Raw genomic sequence first — 15,633 nt, 5'->3', positions numbered from 1 at the left:
GAAATATCCTTTTGAAACTTGGGGTTACTTGCCGTCGGCGGCGATGCGCACCTTGATCATGCGATCGGGGTCGGTCACCGTCCCGTTCTGCGCCGCTTCGCCTTTCTTGATGTGGTCCACCAGCTCCATGCCGCTGACGACATTGCCGACGATGGTGTACTGGCCGTCGAGCGGCGGTGCCGGCGCGAACATGATGAAGAATTGCGAATTGGCGGAATTCGGATCGTCGGAGCGGGCCATGCCGACCACGCCGCGCTGGTAGTGCTCGGTGCTGGAGAATTCGGCCGGCAGGTCGGGAAGATCGGAGCCGCCGGTGCCGACGGCGTCGGCATTGAAGCCGCTCTTCATGTTGCCGAACTTGACGTCGCCGGTCTGCGCCATGAAGCCGTCGATGACGCGGTGAAAGGCGACGTTGTCGTAGGCGCCCTGGCGCACCAGCTTTTTGATCTGCGCGACGTGCTTCGGCGCAAGGTCGGGCCTCAGCGCGATGGTCACGTCGCCGTCCTTCAGCGTTACGATTATGGTGTTTTCCGGATCGGCGGCAAACGCCGACACGGATGCGGTCACAAGACCGGCAAGCACGGCAAGCAAGAAGGCAAGCTTTTTCAGCTGCATGGGATCTTTCTCCGACTATCTTCGTTCATGCATGTCGTTACCCAAAGCCGGGTTCCACTTTTGGGCGACATGCATTTATTTCGCGAATTTGGCGGTGAGCGCGCCGGCCACGGCCGCCGGCACGAAGGGGCGGATGTCGCCTCCCATCGAAGCTATTTGGCGCACAAGTGTGGCGGTAATGGTGCGCACCGAGGGGCTGGCGGGCAGGAAAACCGTTTGCAGCTGCGGCGCCATGGTCTCGTTCATGCCGGCCATCTGCATCTCATAGTCGAGATCGGTGCCGTCGCGCAGGCCGCGGATTATGATCGAGGCGCCATGCTTCCTGGCCGCGTCGATGACCAGCCCGTCGAAGGCGACTACTTTGATACGCGCACCGTCGCTGCCGAATTCCGCCTTCGCGGCCGTTTCGATCAGATCGACCCGTTCCTCGAAGGAAAACAGCGGCTTCTTGCCGGGATGGATGCCGATCGCCGCATAGATGGTATCCGCCACGGCCAGCGACGCCTTCAGCACGTCGAGATGGCCGTTGGTCAGCGGGTCGAAAGAGCCGGCATAAAGGGCGATGCGTTCGGTCATGGCAGGTGCTTCTAGCGAGCCTCTCCCCTAAAGGCAAATCCGATAGGCAGGCCCGCCCCATGAACGTTTTGGCGACGTGAACGACAGATGAATGTGCCGCTCACAACGGCTTCACGCAGGGTTCACTAAGTCGCAGCTGCAGAAGATGAAACCAAACACCCATCTAATCGTTGTTAGGCGCAGGAGAACACGCACATGCTGATCTACATGCTCGCCACCGCAATGACCGTCGCCATGCTGATCGCTACCGTATTCGGGTTGCATCAGGAAGCACAGCGCGTCCGCGCCAAGGCCAATACCAAGCGGTTCGAAGGCTTCGGCAACCGCAAGCCTTATCGCCACTTCTAGATTGCCCGGGTTTCTTGACAACGCCGGCCCACAGGGCTGGCGCCGTCGTGGCAAACTCACTCGACGGTAGTATCAGGCTCCCCACCTTCGGCATCGACACTCTCTTCGATCTCTTCATCCGCTTGCGGTTCTGAAATTCGCTCCACCGAAACGACCTTCTCGCCCTCTGCGGTATTGAAAATGGTAACGCCCTTGGTGGCGCGGCTGGCGAAACGAATGCCGTTCACCGGGACGCGGATAACGGTGCCGCCATCCGAAACCAGCATGATCTGATCGTCATTGCCGACCGGGAAGGTCGCCACCAGACGGCCGATTTCGGCCGTTTTCGAGACATCGGTGGCGCGGATACCCTTGCCGCCGCGACCGGTCAGGCGGAAATCGTAGGACGACGAACGCTTGCCGTAGCCATATTCCGTCACCGTCAGCACGAACTGCTCATGCGCCTTGAGGAATTCATAGCGCTCGTCGGAAAGCTCCGCCTCTTCGCCGACCTCTTCATTGGTGAGCTGGATTTCTTCCTCCTCGCCGGCCGCGATGTCGGCAGCGAGCCGGCGTTCGGCCACCACCCGCTTAAGGTAGGCGGCACGCTCGGCCGGCGGCGCATCGACATGCTCGATCACCGCCATCGAGATCACCCGGTCGCCATCGGCCATCGCAATGCCGCGCACGCCGACCGAATTGCGGCTCTGGAAGACGCGTACGTCGCTGACCGGAAAGCGGATGCACTGGCCGGAACTTGCCGTCAAAAGCACGTCGTCGTTGTCGGTGCAGGTCTCGACGCCGAGGATCTCGTCGCCTTCCTCGTCCAGCTTCATGGCAATCTTGCCGTTGCGGTTGACCTGGACGAAGTCCGAAAGCTTGTTGCGGCGCACGGTGCCGCGCGTGGTGGCAAACATGACGTCGAGCTCGCCCCAACTCGTCTCGTCCTCCGGCAGCGGCATGATGGTGGTTATGCGCTCGCCCTGTTCGAGCGGCAGCATATTGATCAACGCCTTGCCGCGCGATTGCGGGTTGCCGATCGGCAGGCGCCAGACCTTTTCCTTGTAGACGATGCCGCGCGAGGAGAAGAACAGCACCGGCGTGTGCGTGTTGGCGACGAACAGCCGGGTGACGAAATCCTCTTCCTTGGTCGACATGCCGGAGCGGCCCTTGCCGCCGCGGCGCTGCGCCCGGTAGAGCGACAACGGTACGCGCTTGATGTAGCCGGAATGGCTGACCGTGACGACCATGTCCTCGCGCTGGATCAGATCCTCGTCTTCCATGTCCGCCCCGCCCTCGGCGAGCTCGGTGCGGCGCGGCGTGCCGAATTCGTCGCGCACGGCGATGAGTTCGTCCTTGACGATCTGCTGGATGCGGGCGCGGGACGACAGGATGTCCAGGTAATCCTTGATCTCGTCGCCGATCGTATTCAGCTCGTCGGCGATCTCGTCGCGGCCGAGCGCGGTCAGGCGCTGCAGGCGCAGTTCGAGGATGGCGCGGGCCTGCTCCTCAGAGAGATTGTAGGTTCCGTCCTCGTTGATGCGATGGCGCGGATCGTCGATCAACAGAATCAGCGATTCCACGTCGCCCGAAGGCCAGCGACGCTCCATCAACTGCTCGCGCGCCGTCTGCGGGTCCGGCGCCGTGCGGATCAGCTTGATGACTTCATCGATGTTGGCAACGGCGATGGCAAGGCCGACCAGCACATGGGCACGGTCGCGCGCCTTGCGCAGCAGGAATTTCGTGCGCCGGCTGATCACCTCTTCACGGAAGGCGACGAACGCCTTCAGCATGTCGGTCAGCGTCAGCAATTCCGGCTTGCCGCCGTTCAGCGCCACCATGTTGGCGCCGAACGACGTCTGCAGCGGCGTGAAGCGGTAGAGCTGGTTGAGGATGACATCGGCGACCGCGTCGCGCTTCAGTTCGATGACGACGCGGTAGCCCTGGCGGTCGCTCTCGTCGCGAATGTCGGAAATGCCTTCGATGCGCTTGTCGCGCACCAGTTCGGCCATCTTCTCGATCATCGACGCCTTGTTCACCTGATAGGGAACCTCGGTGATGACGATCGATTCACGGTCGTTGCCGCGCGCCTCGACGTTGACGCGGCCGCGCATGACGATGGAGCCGCGGCCGGTCGAATAGGCGCTGTAGATGCCGGAACGGCCAAGCACGATGCCGCCGGTCGGGAAATCTGGCCCCGGAATGATCTCCATCAGTGCCGGAAGGTCGATCGCCGGATTGTCGATGAGGGCAATGGCGCCGTTGCAGACCTCGCCCAGATTGTGCGGCGGGATGTTGGTGGCCATGCCGACGGCGATACCGCCGGAGCCGTTGACCAACAGGTTCGGAAAGCGCGCCGGCAGGACTTTCGGTTCGCTGCCCGACGCATCGTAAGTGTCCTGGAAATCGACGGTGTCCTTGTCGATGTCTTCCAGCAACTCGTGCGCGACCTTGGTCAGCCGCGATTCCGTGTAGCGCATCGCCGCCGGCGGATCGCCGTCGATCGAGCCGAAATTGCCCTGCCCGTCGATCAGCGGCACGCGCAGCGACCAATCCTGTGCCATGCGCACCAAAGCGTCGTAGATCGAGGCGTCGCCGTGCGGATGGTATTTACCCATCACGTCGGCGACCGGGCGTGCCGATTTCACATATTTGCGGTTCCAGTGATAGCCGCTCTCATAGGCGGCGTAGAGGATGCGGCGATGCACCGGTTTGAGGCCGTCGCGCACGTCCGGCAGCGCACGGCTGACGATCACGCTCATGGCGTAATCGAGATAGGAGCGCTGCATCTCCTCAATGATGGATATCGGCTCGATGCCGGTGGGGCCGCCGTCGGCGCCGCGCGGTGTCTTTTGGTCGGTCAAATCGGATCACAATCTAATCAGGAATCACTTGGTGCTTATATAGGAAGCCGGCCCGAAACTCCAACAATCGCGGCAGTTTTCCAGTGTGGTTTTTAGCGGCAAATTCAAAAGGATAAACCAATTGCGACGATATGGCCGTGGCACCCTTTCACGGGCATCGCCGGCGGGCGCGATAAGTACCTGGCGCCTCGCCCATCAGCCGCCGGAAACGACGATTGAAGGTTGATAGATCGTTGAATCCCGCTGCAAAGGCGATCGCCGAAATCGTCTGATCCGAGGTCCGCAGCCGCACGGCTGCCCTGTGCAGCCGCGCTCTCAGCAGGAACTGGTAGGGCGTCATGCCGGCGACGTGCCGGAAGGTGCGCAGGAAATGGTAGGGGCTGGTAGCGGTCTCGTCGGCGAGTTCGGCAAGCGAGATCGGCCGGTCGGCATCGAGTTCGATGCGCCGCACCGCTTCGGCAACACGCTTCTGGTCACGACGGCTCGGCGCGCTTTGTCCTTCCGTGGCGCCGTAAGCCGCTGTCACCGCTGCACCAGCAATGCGCAGGGCGAGTTCCTCGAACGCGCCGGTGTCGGCCATCTCGCGCGCCGCCTCCGCGTCGGCGAGCAGCGGCACCAGCGCCGGCAAGGGCGGCAGGCGTGGCCTGCCGAAATCGAGCGTCTTCGCGCCCGGCACGTCGGCGACGATCCGCTCCATATAGGCCGGTCCGAAATGGAAGGAGAGGCAGCGGTCGCCAGCGCCATGCTCATGCCCGCATTCATAGCATGTGCCGGGATTGCCGAGCAGGAGCGCGCCCGGCGCCAGCATCGCCGTGCCCTGGCGCGCACGATAGCGGAAGGTGCCGCTGGTTACGGCGGCAATGCAGAAATCCCGATGCTCCTCCTCGAATGGCCTGTCGGCGGCGCTGGCGGTGCAGATAACATCCGACACCTGCCAGCCTCGGCCCGACGCCAGCCTGTGCGCGCTCGTCGCCATCGCCGAAATATAGCAATTTTTCCCAAGCGCAGAACCCCTGTCGGCCTCTATGCTTGCCGGTCTCCTGACAAGATGAGAGCGAAGCCATGTCCAATTCCTTTGCCAAGGCCCTGCACAGCGATGGACCCGTACCGGCCCTTGCCGAGAAACTGAACCTTTACGGCCGCTTCGTCGGCGCCTGGACGTTCGACGCCACGCGCCATCTCGAGGACGGCCAGGTGCCGACCGGGCGCGGCGAGGTGCATTTCGGCTGGGTGCTCGAAGGCCGCGCGATCCAGGACGTATGGATCCTGCCCGCCCGTGACGCCGGCGCCTCGCCGTCGCTCGGCAAATGGACCTTTTATGGCACGACTTTGCGCGTCTACGACCCCGACGTCGACGCCTGGCACATCTTCTGGAGCGATCCGCGCAGCCAGTACTACAGCCGCCAGCTCGGCCGTGCCGAGGGCGACACCATTATCCAGCAAGGCGCAGACGGCACCGGATCTGCTGTGCGCTGGAGCTTTTCGCGCATCACCGAAAATTCGTTCCGCTGGCTGGGCGAACGCTCACAGGACGACGGCGCCACCTGGCGTCTCGAAGTCGAGTTCCTGGCGCGGCGCGCCGCGAGCCCGTGATCCGCACGGTTTCCACTGGCTCCGCTTTGCTCTACCAATCCCGATATCCGGCATTGCCGGCGGGGAGGGTCAGCATGCCGAGCTTCGACAGCCTGTTCAACGCCTTCGTCACCATACTTGTGACGATCGATCCGCCCGGCCTGGCGCCGCTCTTCCTCGCCGTGACCCGCGGCATGAACCGCGAGGAACGCAACCAGGTCTCCGTGCGCGCCTCGGTCATCGCCTTCCTGGTGGTGGCGTTGTTCGCAATCGCCGGCGCGTCGATCCTGTCAGTCTTCGGCATCACCCTGCCGGCCTTCCGCGTCGCCGGCGGCTTTCTGCTGTTCTTCATCGCCTTCGAAATGGTGTTCGAGCGCCGGCAGGACCGCAAGGAGAAGATCGGCGACGTCGCCATCACCAGGGACATGATCCACAACATCGCCGCCTTTCCGCTGGCGATCCCGCTTATTGCCGGTCCCGGCGCGATTTCGGCGACCGTCCTGCTCTCAAGCTCGTTTCAGGGTTTGGGCGCGCAGACAGCCCTTGTCGGCATCATCGCCATCTGCCTCGCCATCACCTACCTCGTGTTCGTGCTGTCAGAGCGCATCGACCGTATCCTCGGGCAAACCGGCCGTTCGATCCTGACGCGGCTGCTCGGCGTCATCCTGGCGGCGCTCGCCGTACAGTTCGTCGCCGACGGCATCAAGGCGCTGATGGCGACTTAGGAGCTGCCCTACGTCGCCGTCGTTTCAATGACTTCGAAGTCGTGGGTAATCTCGGCAGTCTTGGCCATCATTGCCGAGGCCGAGCAGTATTTCTCGATCGAAAGCCCGATTGCCCGCTTCACCTTGTCGTGTGACAGCGCCCGGCCCTTGACGACAAAATGCATGTGGATGCGGGTGAACACCTTGGGATCGGCTTCTGCACGGTCGGCATCGAGTTCGACCACACAATCTTCAACTGCCTCGCGCCCCTTTTCCAGGATATGGACCACGTCATAGGCCGAGCAGCCGCCGGTGCCGATCAGCACCAGTTCCATTGGGCTCGGCCCCGGTGTCTTGCCCTCCGGCCCAAACGCAGTGCCTAGCACCAGCTTGTGCCCACTGGCGGACTCGCCAATGAAAGTGCGCTCCTCGACCCATTTGACCCTTGCTTTCAACTGATACGTCCTTTCACCGCTCAAACGCACAACGTCCCGAAAATCCAAGACAGATTTTCGGGACGCCATTTCGTGGCCAAGATGCCGGCGCTTTTCGCCGCAAGGGCAGTCTGCCCCGAGAAATCAGAACGGAATTTCGTCGTCCAGCTCGCGCGACGAACCACCGCCGCCACCCTTGTTGGCGCCACCGCGATTGAAACTTTCGCCCGGGCCGGACTGGCCGAAATCGGAACCGCGGCTCGCACCACCACCAGCATAGTTGCCGACCTGGCCGCCGCCCTCGCCGCGCGCATCGAGCATCTGCAGCTCGCCGCGGAATTTCTGCAACACGATTTCGGTCGTATAGCGGTCATTGCCGGTCTGGTCTTGCCATTTGCGCGTCTGCAGCTGGCCCTCGACATAGACCTTCATGCCCTTCTTCAGATACTGCTCGGCCACCTTGGCGATCTGGTCGTTGAAGATCACGACATTGTGCCACTCGGTCTTTTCCTTGCGCTCTCCGGATGTCTTGTCGCGCCAGCTTTCCGACGTTGCGATGCGGATGTTGACGACCGGGTCACCCGAATTCAGGCGGCGGATTTCAGGGTCCGCCCCGAGGTTGCCCACCAGAATGACCTTGTTGACGCTACCCGCCATGACACTTCTCCGCGCTCATCCGAAACCAAATTTTTGTCGCTGCACCTTACAGGCTATGGATAATCCCTGCCTGCTGTGGCTGCCTTTTCCCACAAGGTTTTTGTTCTCTATTCGTTCTAAGTTAAAGGCCCTGCACTGTCAATAGATGTCAGTAACAAGTAGTGTCCTGGCGTCGAATTTCCACGAACCCTGAGATCGAGGCGAACTCAATGAAGATGGTCGAGCATGACGATCAGCCGCAAGAAGAATGGCGGGCGGGAGTAAAGACCCGCATGCATGTCTCGGCCTGCAACGGCGCAACTCAACTTTGCATATTTGAACAATGGGTCGAACCCACGGTTGGCGCCCCGACACATTGGCACCCGGTCGAGGAAGTGCTTACCGTCATCGCCGGCAGGGCCGAGATGTGGATCGATGATGAGCATCTCGTCTTGACTGCCGGACAGTCGCTTGTTGTTGCCGCGCTCAGGCAACATGGCTTCCGGAACGTCGGCTCCGAACTGCTTCATATCCATGCCGTGCTCGCGTCACCCGTTTTCGAGGCGACGTTTAGCGGATCTCCAGACATGGTGAGACGCTGGCTTCCGACGCCTTTGTAAAATCGCGCCCGTCGTAAAAACACCGCCTGTCTTAAAAAGCGGCTTGCCAAACCGATAAGTATAGACTTATGCTTTCGGAATGATCGAAGCAGAGATTTTTCGGGCACTGGCCGATCCAACGCGTCGCGCCGTCTATGAGCGGCTCGCCGACGGCGAGATGACGGTGTCGGAACTGCGCACTGGCATGCCGGTATCGCAGCCGGCGGTATCGCAGCATCTCGCCGTGCTGCGCGGCGCCGGCCTCGTCGTCGAGCGGCGGGCCGGCCGCAACGCCTATTACCGCGTCGATCCGAAGGGGCTTGCGCCGCTGCTCGGCTGGATCGAACGCTACCGTGCGTTCTGGCCAGAGCGCATCGAAAGGCTCAAGACGGTGTTGAAGGACATGGACCAATGACCAGCCGAGGCAAAGAACGCGCGGAAATGGCCGTAGACAAGATCGAGTTCGAGTGCGAACTGCCCGAGCCGCCGGAAAAAGTGTGGAGGGCGCTGACGGTGCCGGATCTGCTCGCGGCCTGGATGATGCCGAACGACATCAAGCCCGAAATCGGCAACCGCTTTGCCTTTAAAGCGCCGAATGCGCCGATCGAGTGCGAAATCCTCGACGCGGATCCCGGACGGCTGCTGCGCTACTCCTGGCGGGAGCGGCCGGCGCCCGGCGATACGCAGGTGCCGCCCGGCAGCCCCCTGGACAGCCCAATGAACGACAGCCCAGTGGACAGCATCGTCACCTTTACGCTCGACCGCACCGTTTCCGGCGGCACGCATCTGCGCATCGTCCATGATGGTTTTGCTCGGGCAGCAGTGCCGGAGATCGCGATAGCATGCGCCGGTTGCCGGCTTTCGTTTGAAGCGCGCACTCTCAAGCACAAGCAGATCGCCGCAAACACCCCGCGCCTCCTTCTGCGCGCGGCCTGAACCCGATCAGCCTACGGAGAAAAATAATGAGCGGCCTTGCCAATTTGGTGCCGATGGTGATCGAGCAGTCGAGCCGCGGCGAACGTGCCTTCGACATATTTTCGCGGCTGCTACGCGAGCGCATCGTCTTCATCAACGGGCCGATCGATGATGGCACCTCGGCGCTGGTCTGCGCCCAGCTTCTGTCGCTGGAATCCGACAACCCCGACAAGGAGGTCTCGCTCTACATCAACTCGCCGGGCGGCGTGGTGACCAGCGGTTTCGCCATCTACGATACGATGCAGTATATCAGCTGCCCGGTCTCCACCGTTTGTATGGGTTTCGCCGCCTCGATGGCCTCGTTCCTTTTGATGGCCGGCACACCGGGGCGGCGCATCGCGCTACCCAACACCAGCATCGTGCTGCACCAGCCTCTCGGCGGCTTCCAGGGCCAAGCCTCCGATATCCAGCGCCATGCCGAGGGCATCCTTCGCACCAAGCGGCGCATGACCGATCTTTACGCCCACCATTGCGGCCGCACCTACGAAGAAGTGGAACGCACGCTCGACCGCGACTTTTTCATGACTGCGCAGGAGGCCAAGGATTGGGGCCTCGTCGACCATGTTTTCGACACTCGCAAGCAGGCCGCATGAAGCACCTTCGAACCGAACTGAGCGACATGAGGGCTGGCAACTTTCAGCGCCGCCGGTCTGGCTTCGGCGCTATCGCCGCACTATAGTCAGGTGATGACCGCCAGCCGTTCATCCAGCCTATGCCTTGCCATTGCCGCCATTGTGGGCACGAACATGTTGGTCGGCGCGGCACTTGCCCAAGATAATTCGACGTCCTCGCAAAAGGGCGCCCTGCCCGGTGTGACCAGCGATTATCGCATCGCGGGGCCAGCCCCGCAGCCCGAGCCCGACGAGGCGCTTCCCAGCAGCGGCAACGGCACGTTCAAGATCGGCGATACCGACGTTCGGATTTCCGGTAGCATAACCATCGATGTCGCTACCGGCGGGATCAGGCCCCCCAGCCGGTAAGCTCGCCTGGTATGCACCACAAATGTGCGCTTCAAACGAACAGCCCCGCCATTGCTTGTGCAGCTGACGGGGCTTCTTGGATCTGAAATCCAAATTGCCGGGAGTTTCATGCCGGCTTTTCATTTCGGATGCTTCGCGGCGTTCAGCCGACGATCCGACTAGCAGTCTCTGATTGTTGTGGGGATCGGCAAGTCAACGTTGGCAGGTAGCGCAAAACGCCTGACCTGGTCACTTATACCTGCCGCGGCTCCAGCGACACGTGGAGCCTCAAGGAACTATCCGGTGGAGTCATGCCTCTGCTCTCCTTCTGTTCGTTGCGACTGTCGTCGAAGCGCTCATCGCATAACCCGCGGCGTCTCGCAGGCTAGCCCCAGGCCGCGAGGCCATCGAAAGACGGCCGGCTTCGTTGACGTCTGGAGTCTGCCCCCGTGACGCAGGGACGTCAACCTTGAATAGCCGGTTACCGAAAAATGTGATCGCGAGACGCTTTGTGAAGCCGGCTGTACGGGCAGCTTTTGTCAGGAGCGTGTTCGGCCTTTGTTCTTTCCGCTTGCCCGTTCGCGCGAAAGGCGGTTAAACGCTTTAGTCGAGAGTTGTGGCGTCTCTCGAAAAGGCGGCGAAATTGCCTACATAGGGGATGGTCGGGAAAACCCGCCCATCCCACGAATTCCAGATTCTGAGGCGGCGACCGGCGATGGCCGACCATAAATATCTCTCTATTCGCGGGGCACGCGAACACAATCTGAAGAATGTCGATCTCGACCTGCCGCGTGACAGCCTGATCGTCATGACCGGCCTGTCGGGGTCTGGCAAGTCGTCGCTTGCCTTCGACACCATCTACGCCGAGGGCCAGCGCCGCTATGTCGAGAGCCTGTCGGCCTATGCACGGCAATTCCTCGAAATGATGCAGAAGCCGGACGTCGACCAGATCGACGGCCTGTCGCCAGCGATCTCCATCGAGCAGAAGACCACCTCGAAGAACCCACGTTCGACGGTCGGCACCGTCACCGAGATCTATGACTATATGCGGCTTTTGTTCGCCCGCGTCGGCGTACCCTATTCACCGGCCACCGGCTTGCCGATCGAGAGCCAGACGGTCTCGCAGATGGTCGACCGGGTGCTTGCGGTCGAGGAAGGCACCCGGCTGTTCATCCTGGCGCCGATGGTGCGCGGCCGCAAAGGCGAGTACCGCAAGGAACTGCTGGAGCTGCAGAAGAAGGGGTTTCAGCGCGTCAAGGTCGATGGCGTCTTCTACGAGATCGCCGACGTGCCGGCGCTGGACAAGAAGTACAAGCATGACATCGACGTTGTCGTCGACCGCATCGTGGTGCGCGGCGATCTCGCGACGCGGCTCGCCGATTCCATCGAGACCGCGCTGAAGCTGGCCGACGGACTGGCGGTAGCGGAATTTGCCGACAGGCCGCTTGGCGCCAGCCAGACCGGCGAGGATTCGGTCAACAAATCGAAGAACGAGACACATGAACGCATGCTGTTCTCGGAAAAGTTCGCCTGCCCGGTATCCGGTTTCACCATTCCCGAGATCGAGCCCAGGCTGTTCTCCTTCAACAATCCGTTCGGCGCCTGCCCGACCTGCGACGGGCTCGGCAGCCAGCGCGCCATCGATGCCAGCCTGGTCGTGCCCGACGAGAATGTCTCGCTGCGCGCGGGCGCCGTCAGCCCGTGGGCGAAGTCGACCTCGCCCTATTATGCGCAAACGCTGGAAGCGCTGGGCGTTGCCTATGGCTTCAAGCTCGGCGACAAGTTCAAGGATTTGAGCGACGAGGCAAAGCAAGCCGTCCTGCACGGCACCGGCGAGCGCGAAATCACCTTCCACTACGATGACGGCCTGCGCTCCTACAAGACGACGAAAACCTTCGAGGGCGTCATCCCCAACCTCGAGCGCCGCTGGAAGGAAACCGAATCCGCCTGGATGCGCGAGGAGATCGAGCGCTTCATGTCGGCCACGCCCTGCCCGGCCTGCCGCGGCTATCGGCTGAAGCCCGAGGCGCTCGCGGTCAAGATCGCCGGCAAGCACATTGGCGAGGTCACCGAGCTGTCGATCCGCAAGGCCGACCAGTGGTTCACCGATCTGCCCGCTTCGCTCAACGACAAGCAGAACGAGATTGCGGTGCGCGTGCTCAAGGAAATCCGCGAGCGGCTGCGCTTCCTCAACGATGTCGGTCTCGACTATCTGACGCTGTCGCGCAACTCCGGCACGCTTTCAGGCGGCGAGAGCCAGCGCATCCGTCTTGCCTCGCAGATCGGCTCCGGCCTGACCGGCGTACTTTACGTGCTGGACGAGCCGTCGATCGGTCTGCACCAGCGCGACAATGCCCGCCTGCTCGATACGCTGAAGCATCTGCGCGACATCGGCAACACGGTCATCGTCGTCGAGCACGACGAGGACGCCATCCTGCACGCCGACTATGTCGTCGATATCGGCCCGGCTGCCGGCATTCATGGCGGCCACATCATCGCCCAGGGCACGCCGCAGCAGATCATGGCGACGCCCGCTTCGATCACCGGCAAGTATCTGTCGGGCGAGCTCGAAGTGGCGACGCCAGCCGTTCGGCGCGAGGCCAAGAAGAACCGCCGGCTGAAGGTCGTCGGCGCGCGCGGCAACAATCTAAAGAACGTCACCGCCGAAATCCCGCTCGGCACGTTTACCGCCGTCACCGGCGTGTCCGGCGGCGGCAAGTCGACCTTCCTGATCGAGACCCTGTTCAAGGCGGCGTCGCGCCGCATCATGGGCTCGCGCGAGCATCCGGCCGAGCACGACCGCATCGAGGGGCTGGAATTCCTCGACAAGGTCATCGACATCGACCAGTCGCCGATCGGGCGCACCCCGCGCTCCAACCCTGCCACCTATACCGGCGCCTTCACGCCGATCCGCGACTGGTTTGCCGGCCTGCCGGAGGCCAAGGCGCGCGGCTACCAGCCGGGCCGCTTCTCGTTCAACGTCAAGGGCGGCCGCTGCGAGGCCTGCCAGGGCGACGGCGTCATCAAGATCGAGATGCACTTCCTGCCCGACGTCTACGTCACCTGCGACGTCTGCCACGGCAAGCGTTACAACCGCGAGACACTGGACGTCCTGTTCAAGGGCAAGTCGATCGCCGACGTTCTCGACATGACGGTCGAGGAAGGCGTCGATTTCTTCGCCGCCGTGCCCGGCGTGCGCGACAAGCTGGAGACGCTCAAGCGGGTCGGCCTCGGCTACATCCATGTTGGCCAGCAGGCAACGACTTTGTCGGGCGGCGAGGCGCAGCGCATCAAGCTCGCCAAGGAACTGTCGCGCAAGGCGACGGGCAAGACGCTCTACATTCTCGATGAGCCAACCACCGGCCTGCATTTCCACGACGTCGCCAAGCTGCTTGAAGTGCTGCACGAGCTGGTCGACCAGGGCAACACGGTCGTCGTCATCGAGCACAATCTAGAGGTGATCAAGACTGCTGACTGGGTTCTCGATCTTGGCCCCGAAGGTGGTGACGGCGGCGGCGAGCTGGTGGCGTCCGGCACGCCTGAGGACATCGTTCGCGAAAAGCGCAGCTATACCGGGCAGTTCCTGAGGGAATTGCTGGAGCGGCGCCCCGGAGGCAAGCGCGAAGCGGCGGAGTGATGGCAAAGAACGGTCTCATCACGGTCCAAAGCCGTTTCGGCGTGGCCGAAACGATCGATCGCCTGGTCGAGACTGTGGAACGTGCTGGATTGCTGGTCTTCGCCCGCATCGATCACGCCGGCGGCGCGCGCAGCGTCGAAGCATCACTGCGTCCAACCCAGCTCCTGATTTTCGGCAATCCGAAAGGCGGCACGCCGCTGATGCAGGACCGGCAGCTTGCCGGCATCGATCTGCCGGTCAAGGCACTGGCCTGGGAGGACGAGCAAGGCAAGGTCTGGCTCTCCTACAATGACGCGCACTGGCTCGCTGAGCGCCACGGCTTGGGCGACGCCAGCTGCAATGCCGTCGCCGCGATAGCGGCGGGCATGGACAACGTGATTGCGGCCGCTGCCGGCGCGGGCCAGTTTTGATCATGAGAGCCGCTCGGGCCGATGATCTCCCCACGGTGATCTCGCTCACCACCGACGCCTACGCGCCCTACACTGCCCTGTTCGGAGCGCCGCCGATCCCCGTCACCGAGGATTATGCGCCGCGCATCCACCGCGGCGAGGTCTGGCTTTCGGAGCAGGATGGACAGACGGCCGGCCTGATCGTTCTCGAACGACATGCGGACCATACAATGATCTTCAGCGTCGCCGTTGCGCCCGCCTTTCAGGGCAAGGGTTTCGGGATCGGGCTGCTCGACGGGGCCGAGCGACAGACGCGCCTGTGGAGCTTGCCTGAAATCCGACTCTACACCAATTCCAGAATGGAACGGAACGTTTCGTTGTATAAGGCCTACGGCTTTCGCGAAACGGGTCGCCGGCCCAATCCATATCGGCCAGGATGGACGGTCGTCGACATGGCGAAAGCCATCGAGACGACCACCATCGCGTGATCCTTTTCTGAAAACCGGGAGGACGACTATGACTCAATCAGGAACAATCCGCGCCGGCATGGGCGGCTGGACCTTCGAGCCGTGGGACACGTCCTTCTACCCGGACAAATTGTCGAAGGCCAAGCAACTGCATTATGCCAGCCGGCAGGTGCCCACTATCGAGGTCAACGGCACCTATTATTCGAGCTTCAAGGAACCGACCTTCGTCAAATGGGCGAACGAGGCGCCGGATGGTTTCGTCTATTCGCTGAAGGGCAACCGCTTCGTCACCAACCGCCGCGTGCTTGGCGAGGCCGGGGAATCGATTATGCGCTTCCTCGGGTCGGGCGTCGCGGCACTTGGCGACAAGCTCGGGCCGATTCTGTGGCAGTTCGCGCCGACCAAGAGATTCGACCCGGACGACTTCGAGGCCTTCCTCAAGCTGTTGCCGGAAAAGCAGGACGGCGTTGCGCTGCGCCACGCGATCGAGGTGCGCAACGACAGCTTCATCGTGCCGGAATTCGCCGCCTTGGCGCGAAAGCACAAGGCCGCCATCGTCTATGCCGACCACGCCAAATATCCGGGGATTGCCGACGCTACTGGCGATTTCATCTATGCGCGGCTGCAGACCGGCAGCGACGATAATCCCGATTGCTACACGCGAAAGGCGCTCGACGAATGGGCGGCCCGCGCCAAGACTTGGGCGGAAGGCAAGGTGCCGGCCGATCTGCCGCGCGCCGATCCTTCAACCGACGCGCCGGTCAAGCCACGCGATGTGTTCGTCTACTTCATCACAGAGGGCAAGGTCCGCGCTCCATTCGGCGCCATCGCGCTGATGAAGCGGGTCGCCGGCTGACGCCTCGCTGTCGGTGGTCCGCC

The 15,633-nt window shown here is 62.4% G+C and carries 18 protein-coding genes; 12 read left to right on the top strand and 6 right to left on the bottom strand.

Annotation, left to right across the window (positions count from 1 at the left end; all coding sequences use genetic code 11):
- Positions 1-24: 24 nt before the first annotated feature.
- Together AC0L2Y_RS23480 and coaD are read right to left on the bottom strand one after the other, a co-directional pair.
- Complete coding sequence (locus AC0L2Y_RS23480; protein ID WP_473559783.1) at positions 25-615, bottom strand: peptidylprolyl isomerase; 591 nt, start codon at positions 613-615, stop codon at positions 25-27.
- Positions 616-690: 75 nt separating this feature from the next.
- Complete coding sequence (gene coaD, locus AC0L2Y_RS23475; protein ID WP_352491576.1) at positions 691-1,191, bottom strand: pantetheine-phosphate adenylyltransferase; 501 nt, start codon at positions 1,189-1,191, stop codon at positions 691-693.
- Between the two features lie 195 nt (positions 1,192-1,386).
- On the opposite strand from coaD, the gene AC0L2Y_RS23470 reads away from it, so the two are divergent.
- Positions 1,387-1,539 carry a hypothetical protein gene (locus AC0L2Y_RS23470; protein ID WP_254817366.1) on the top strand — a complete coding sequence of 51 codons (153 nt, stop codon included), beginning with the start codon at positions 1,387-1,389 and terminating at the stop codon, positions 1,537-1,539.
- Between the two features lie 56 nt (positions 1,540-1,595).
- Here AC0L2Y_RS23470 and gyrA read toward each other — a convergent pair whose 3' ends face one another.
- Both gyrA and AC0L2Y_RS23460 read right to left on the bottom strand, forming a co-directional pair.
- A complete protein-coding gene (gene gyrA / locus AC0L2Y_RS23465) occupies positions 1,596-4,382 on the bottom strand; it encodes a DNA gyrase subunit A (protein ID WP_473559781.1) in 2,787 nt (928 codons plus the stop codon).
- Positions 4,383-4,530: 148 nt separating this feature from the next.
- Complete coding sequence (locus tag AC0L2Y_RS23460; protein WP_473559779.1) at positions 4,531-5,358, bottom strand: helix-turn-helix transcriptional regulator; 828 nt, start codon at positions 5,356-5,358, stop codon at positions 4,531-4,533.
- 86 nt (positions 5,359-5,444) lie between these two features.
- Between AC0L2Y_RS23460 and AC0L2Y_RS23455 the strand changes: the two genes are divergently transcribed.
- Positions 5,445-5,975: a hypothetical protein gene (locus AC0L2Y_RS23455; protein WP_473559777.1), complete on the top strand. Its 531-nt coding sequence runs from the start codon at positions 5,445-5,447 to the stop codon at positions 5,973-5,975.
- A 74-nt stretch (positions 5,976-6,049) separates the two neighbouring features.
- Positions 6,050-6,679 (top strand): MarC family protein, encoded by a 630-nt coding sequence (locus AC0L2Y_RS23450; RefSeq protein ID WP_473559775.1) that lies wholly within the window; start codon positions 6,050-6,052, stop codon positions 6,677-6,679.
- 8 nt (positions 6,680-6,687) lie between these two features.
- Here the strand turns inward: AC0L2Y_RS23450 and AC0L2Y_RS23445 are convergent, their stop codons facing one another.
- Positions 6,688-7,113: an OsmC family protein gene (locus AC0L2Y_RS23445; RefSeq protein ID WP_473559773.1), complete on the bottom strand. Its 426-nt coding sequence runs from the start codon at positions 7,111-7,113 to the stop codon at positions 6,688-6,690.
- 123 nt (positions 7,114-7,236) lie between these two features.
- Positions 7,237-7,749 carry a single-stranded DNA-binding protein gene (locus AC0L2Y_RS23440; protein ID WP_352448761.1) on the bottom strand — a complete coding sequence of 171 codons (513 nt, stop codon included), beginning with the start codon at positions 7,747-7,749 and terminating at the stop codon, positions 7,237-7,239.
- A gap of 209 nt (positions 7,750-7,958) precedes the next feature.
- On the opposite strand from AC0L2Y_RS23440, the gene AC0L2Y_RS23435 reads away from it, so the two are divergent.
- The 9 genes from AC0L2Y_RS23435 to AC0L2Y_RS23395 all read left to right on the top strand — a co-directional run bounded on the left by AC0L2Y_RS23435 (position 7,959) and on the right by AC0L2Y_RS23395 (position 15,610).
- A complete protein-coding gene (locus tag AC0L2Y_RS23435; protein WP_473559771.1) occupies positions 7,959-8,348 on the top strand; it encodes a cupin domain-containing protein in 390 nt (129 codons plus the stop codon).
- Between the two features lie 79 nt (positions 8,349-8,427).
- Positions 8,428-8,742 (top strand): ArsR/SmtB family transcription factor, encoded by a 315-nt coding sequence (locus AC0L2Y_RS23430; protein ID WP_352491584.1) that lies wholly within the window; start codon positions 8,428-8,430, stop codon positions 8,740-8,742.
- Positions 8,739-9,263, top strand: coding sequence for an SRPBCC family protein (locus AC0L2Y_RS23425; protein WP_473559768.1), 525 nt, complete (start codon positions 8,739-8,741; stop codon positions 9,261-9,263). The genes AC0L2Y_RS23430 and AC0L2Y_RS23425 overlap by 4 nt, the downstream gene beginning before the upstream one ends.
- Before the next feature lie 26 nt (positions 9,264-9,289).
- Positions 9,290-9,895: an ATP-dependent Clp protease proteolytic subunit gene (locus tag AC0L2Y_RS23420; RefSeq protein ID WP_254817374.1), complete on the top strand. Its 606-nt coding sequence runs from the start codon at positions 9,290-9,292 to the stop codon at positions 9,893-9,895.
- A 93-nt stretch (positions 9,896-9,988) separates the two neighbouring features.
- Positions 9,989-10,282, top strand: coding sequence for a hypothetical protein (locus AC0L2Y_RS23415; RefSeq protein ID WP_352491586.1), 294 nt, complete (start codon positions 9,989-9,991; stop codon positions 10,280-10,282).
- Between the two features lie 694 nt (positions 10,283-10,976).
- The gene (gene uvrA / locus AC0L2Y_RS23410) at positions 10,977-13,898 is read left to right on the top strand and encodes an excinuclease ABC subunit UvrA (RefSeq protein ID WP_473559766.1); all 2,922 of its coding nucleotides are present in this window, start codon (positions 10,977-10,979) and stop codon (positions 13,896-13,898) included.
- On the top strand, positions 13,898-14,308 hold the full coding sequence (locus tag AC0L2Y_RS23405; RefSeq protein ID WP_473559765.1) for a DUF302 domain-containing protein: 411 nt from the start codon (positions 13,898-13,900) through the stop codon (positions 14,306-14,308). Before uvrA ends, AC0L2Y_RS23405 begins: the two co-directional genes overlap by 1 nt.
- A complete protein-coding gene (locus AC0L2Y_RS23400) occupies positions 14,305-14,775 on the top strand; it encodes a GNAT family N-acetyltransferase (protein ID WP_473559763.1) in 471 nt (156 codons plus the stop codon). Before AC0L2Y_RS23405 ends, AC0L2Y_RS23400 begins: the two co-directional genes overlap by 4 nt.
- A 28-nt stretch (positions 14,776-14,803) precedes the next feature.
- Positions 14,804-15,610, top strand: coding sequence for a DUF72 domain-containing protein (locus AC0L2Y_RS23395; protein WP_473559761.1), 807 nt, complete (start codon positions 14,804-14,806; stop codon positions 15,608-15,610).
- Positions 15,611-15,633: the final 23 nt, after the last annotated feature.

The sequence above is a fragment of the Mesorhizobium sp. WSM4830 genome, assembly GCF_055811495.1.
The sequence above is the reverse complement of the archived record's forward strand: the minus strand, read 5'-3'. Positions and strand labels throughout refer to the sequence as shown.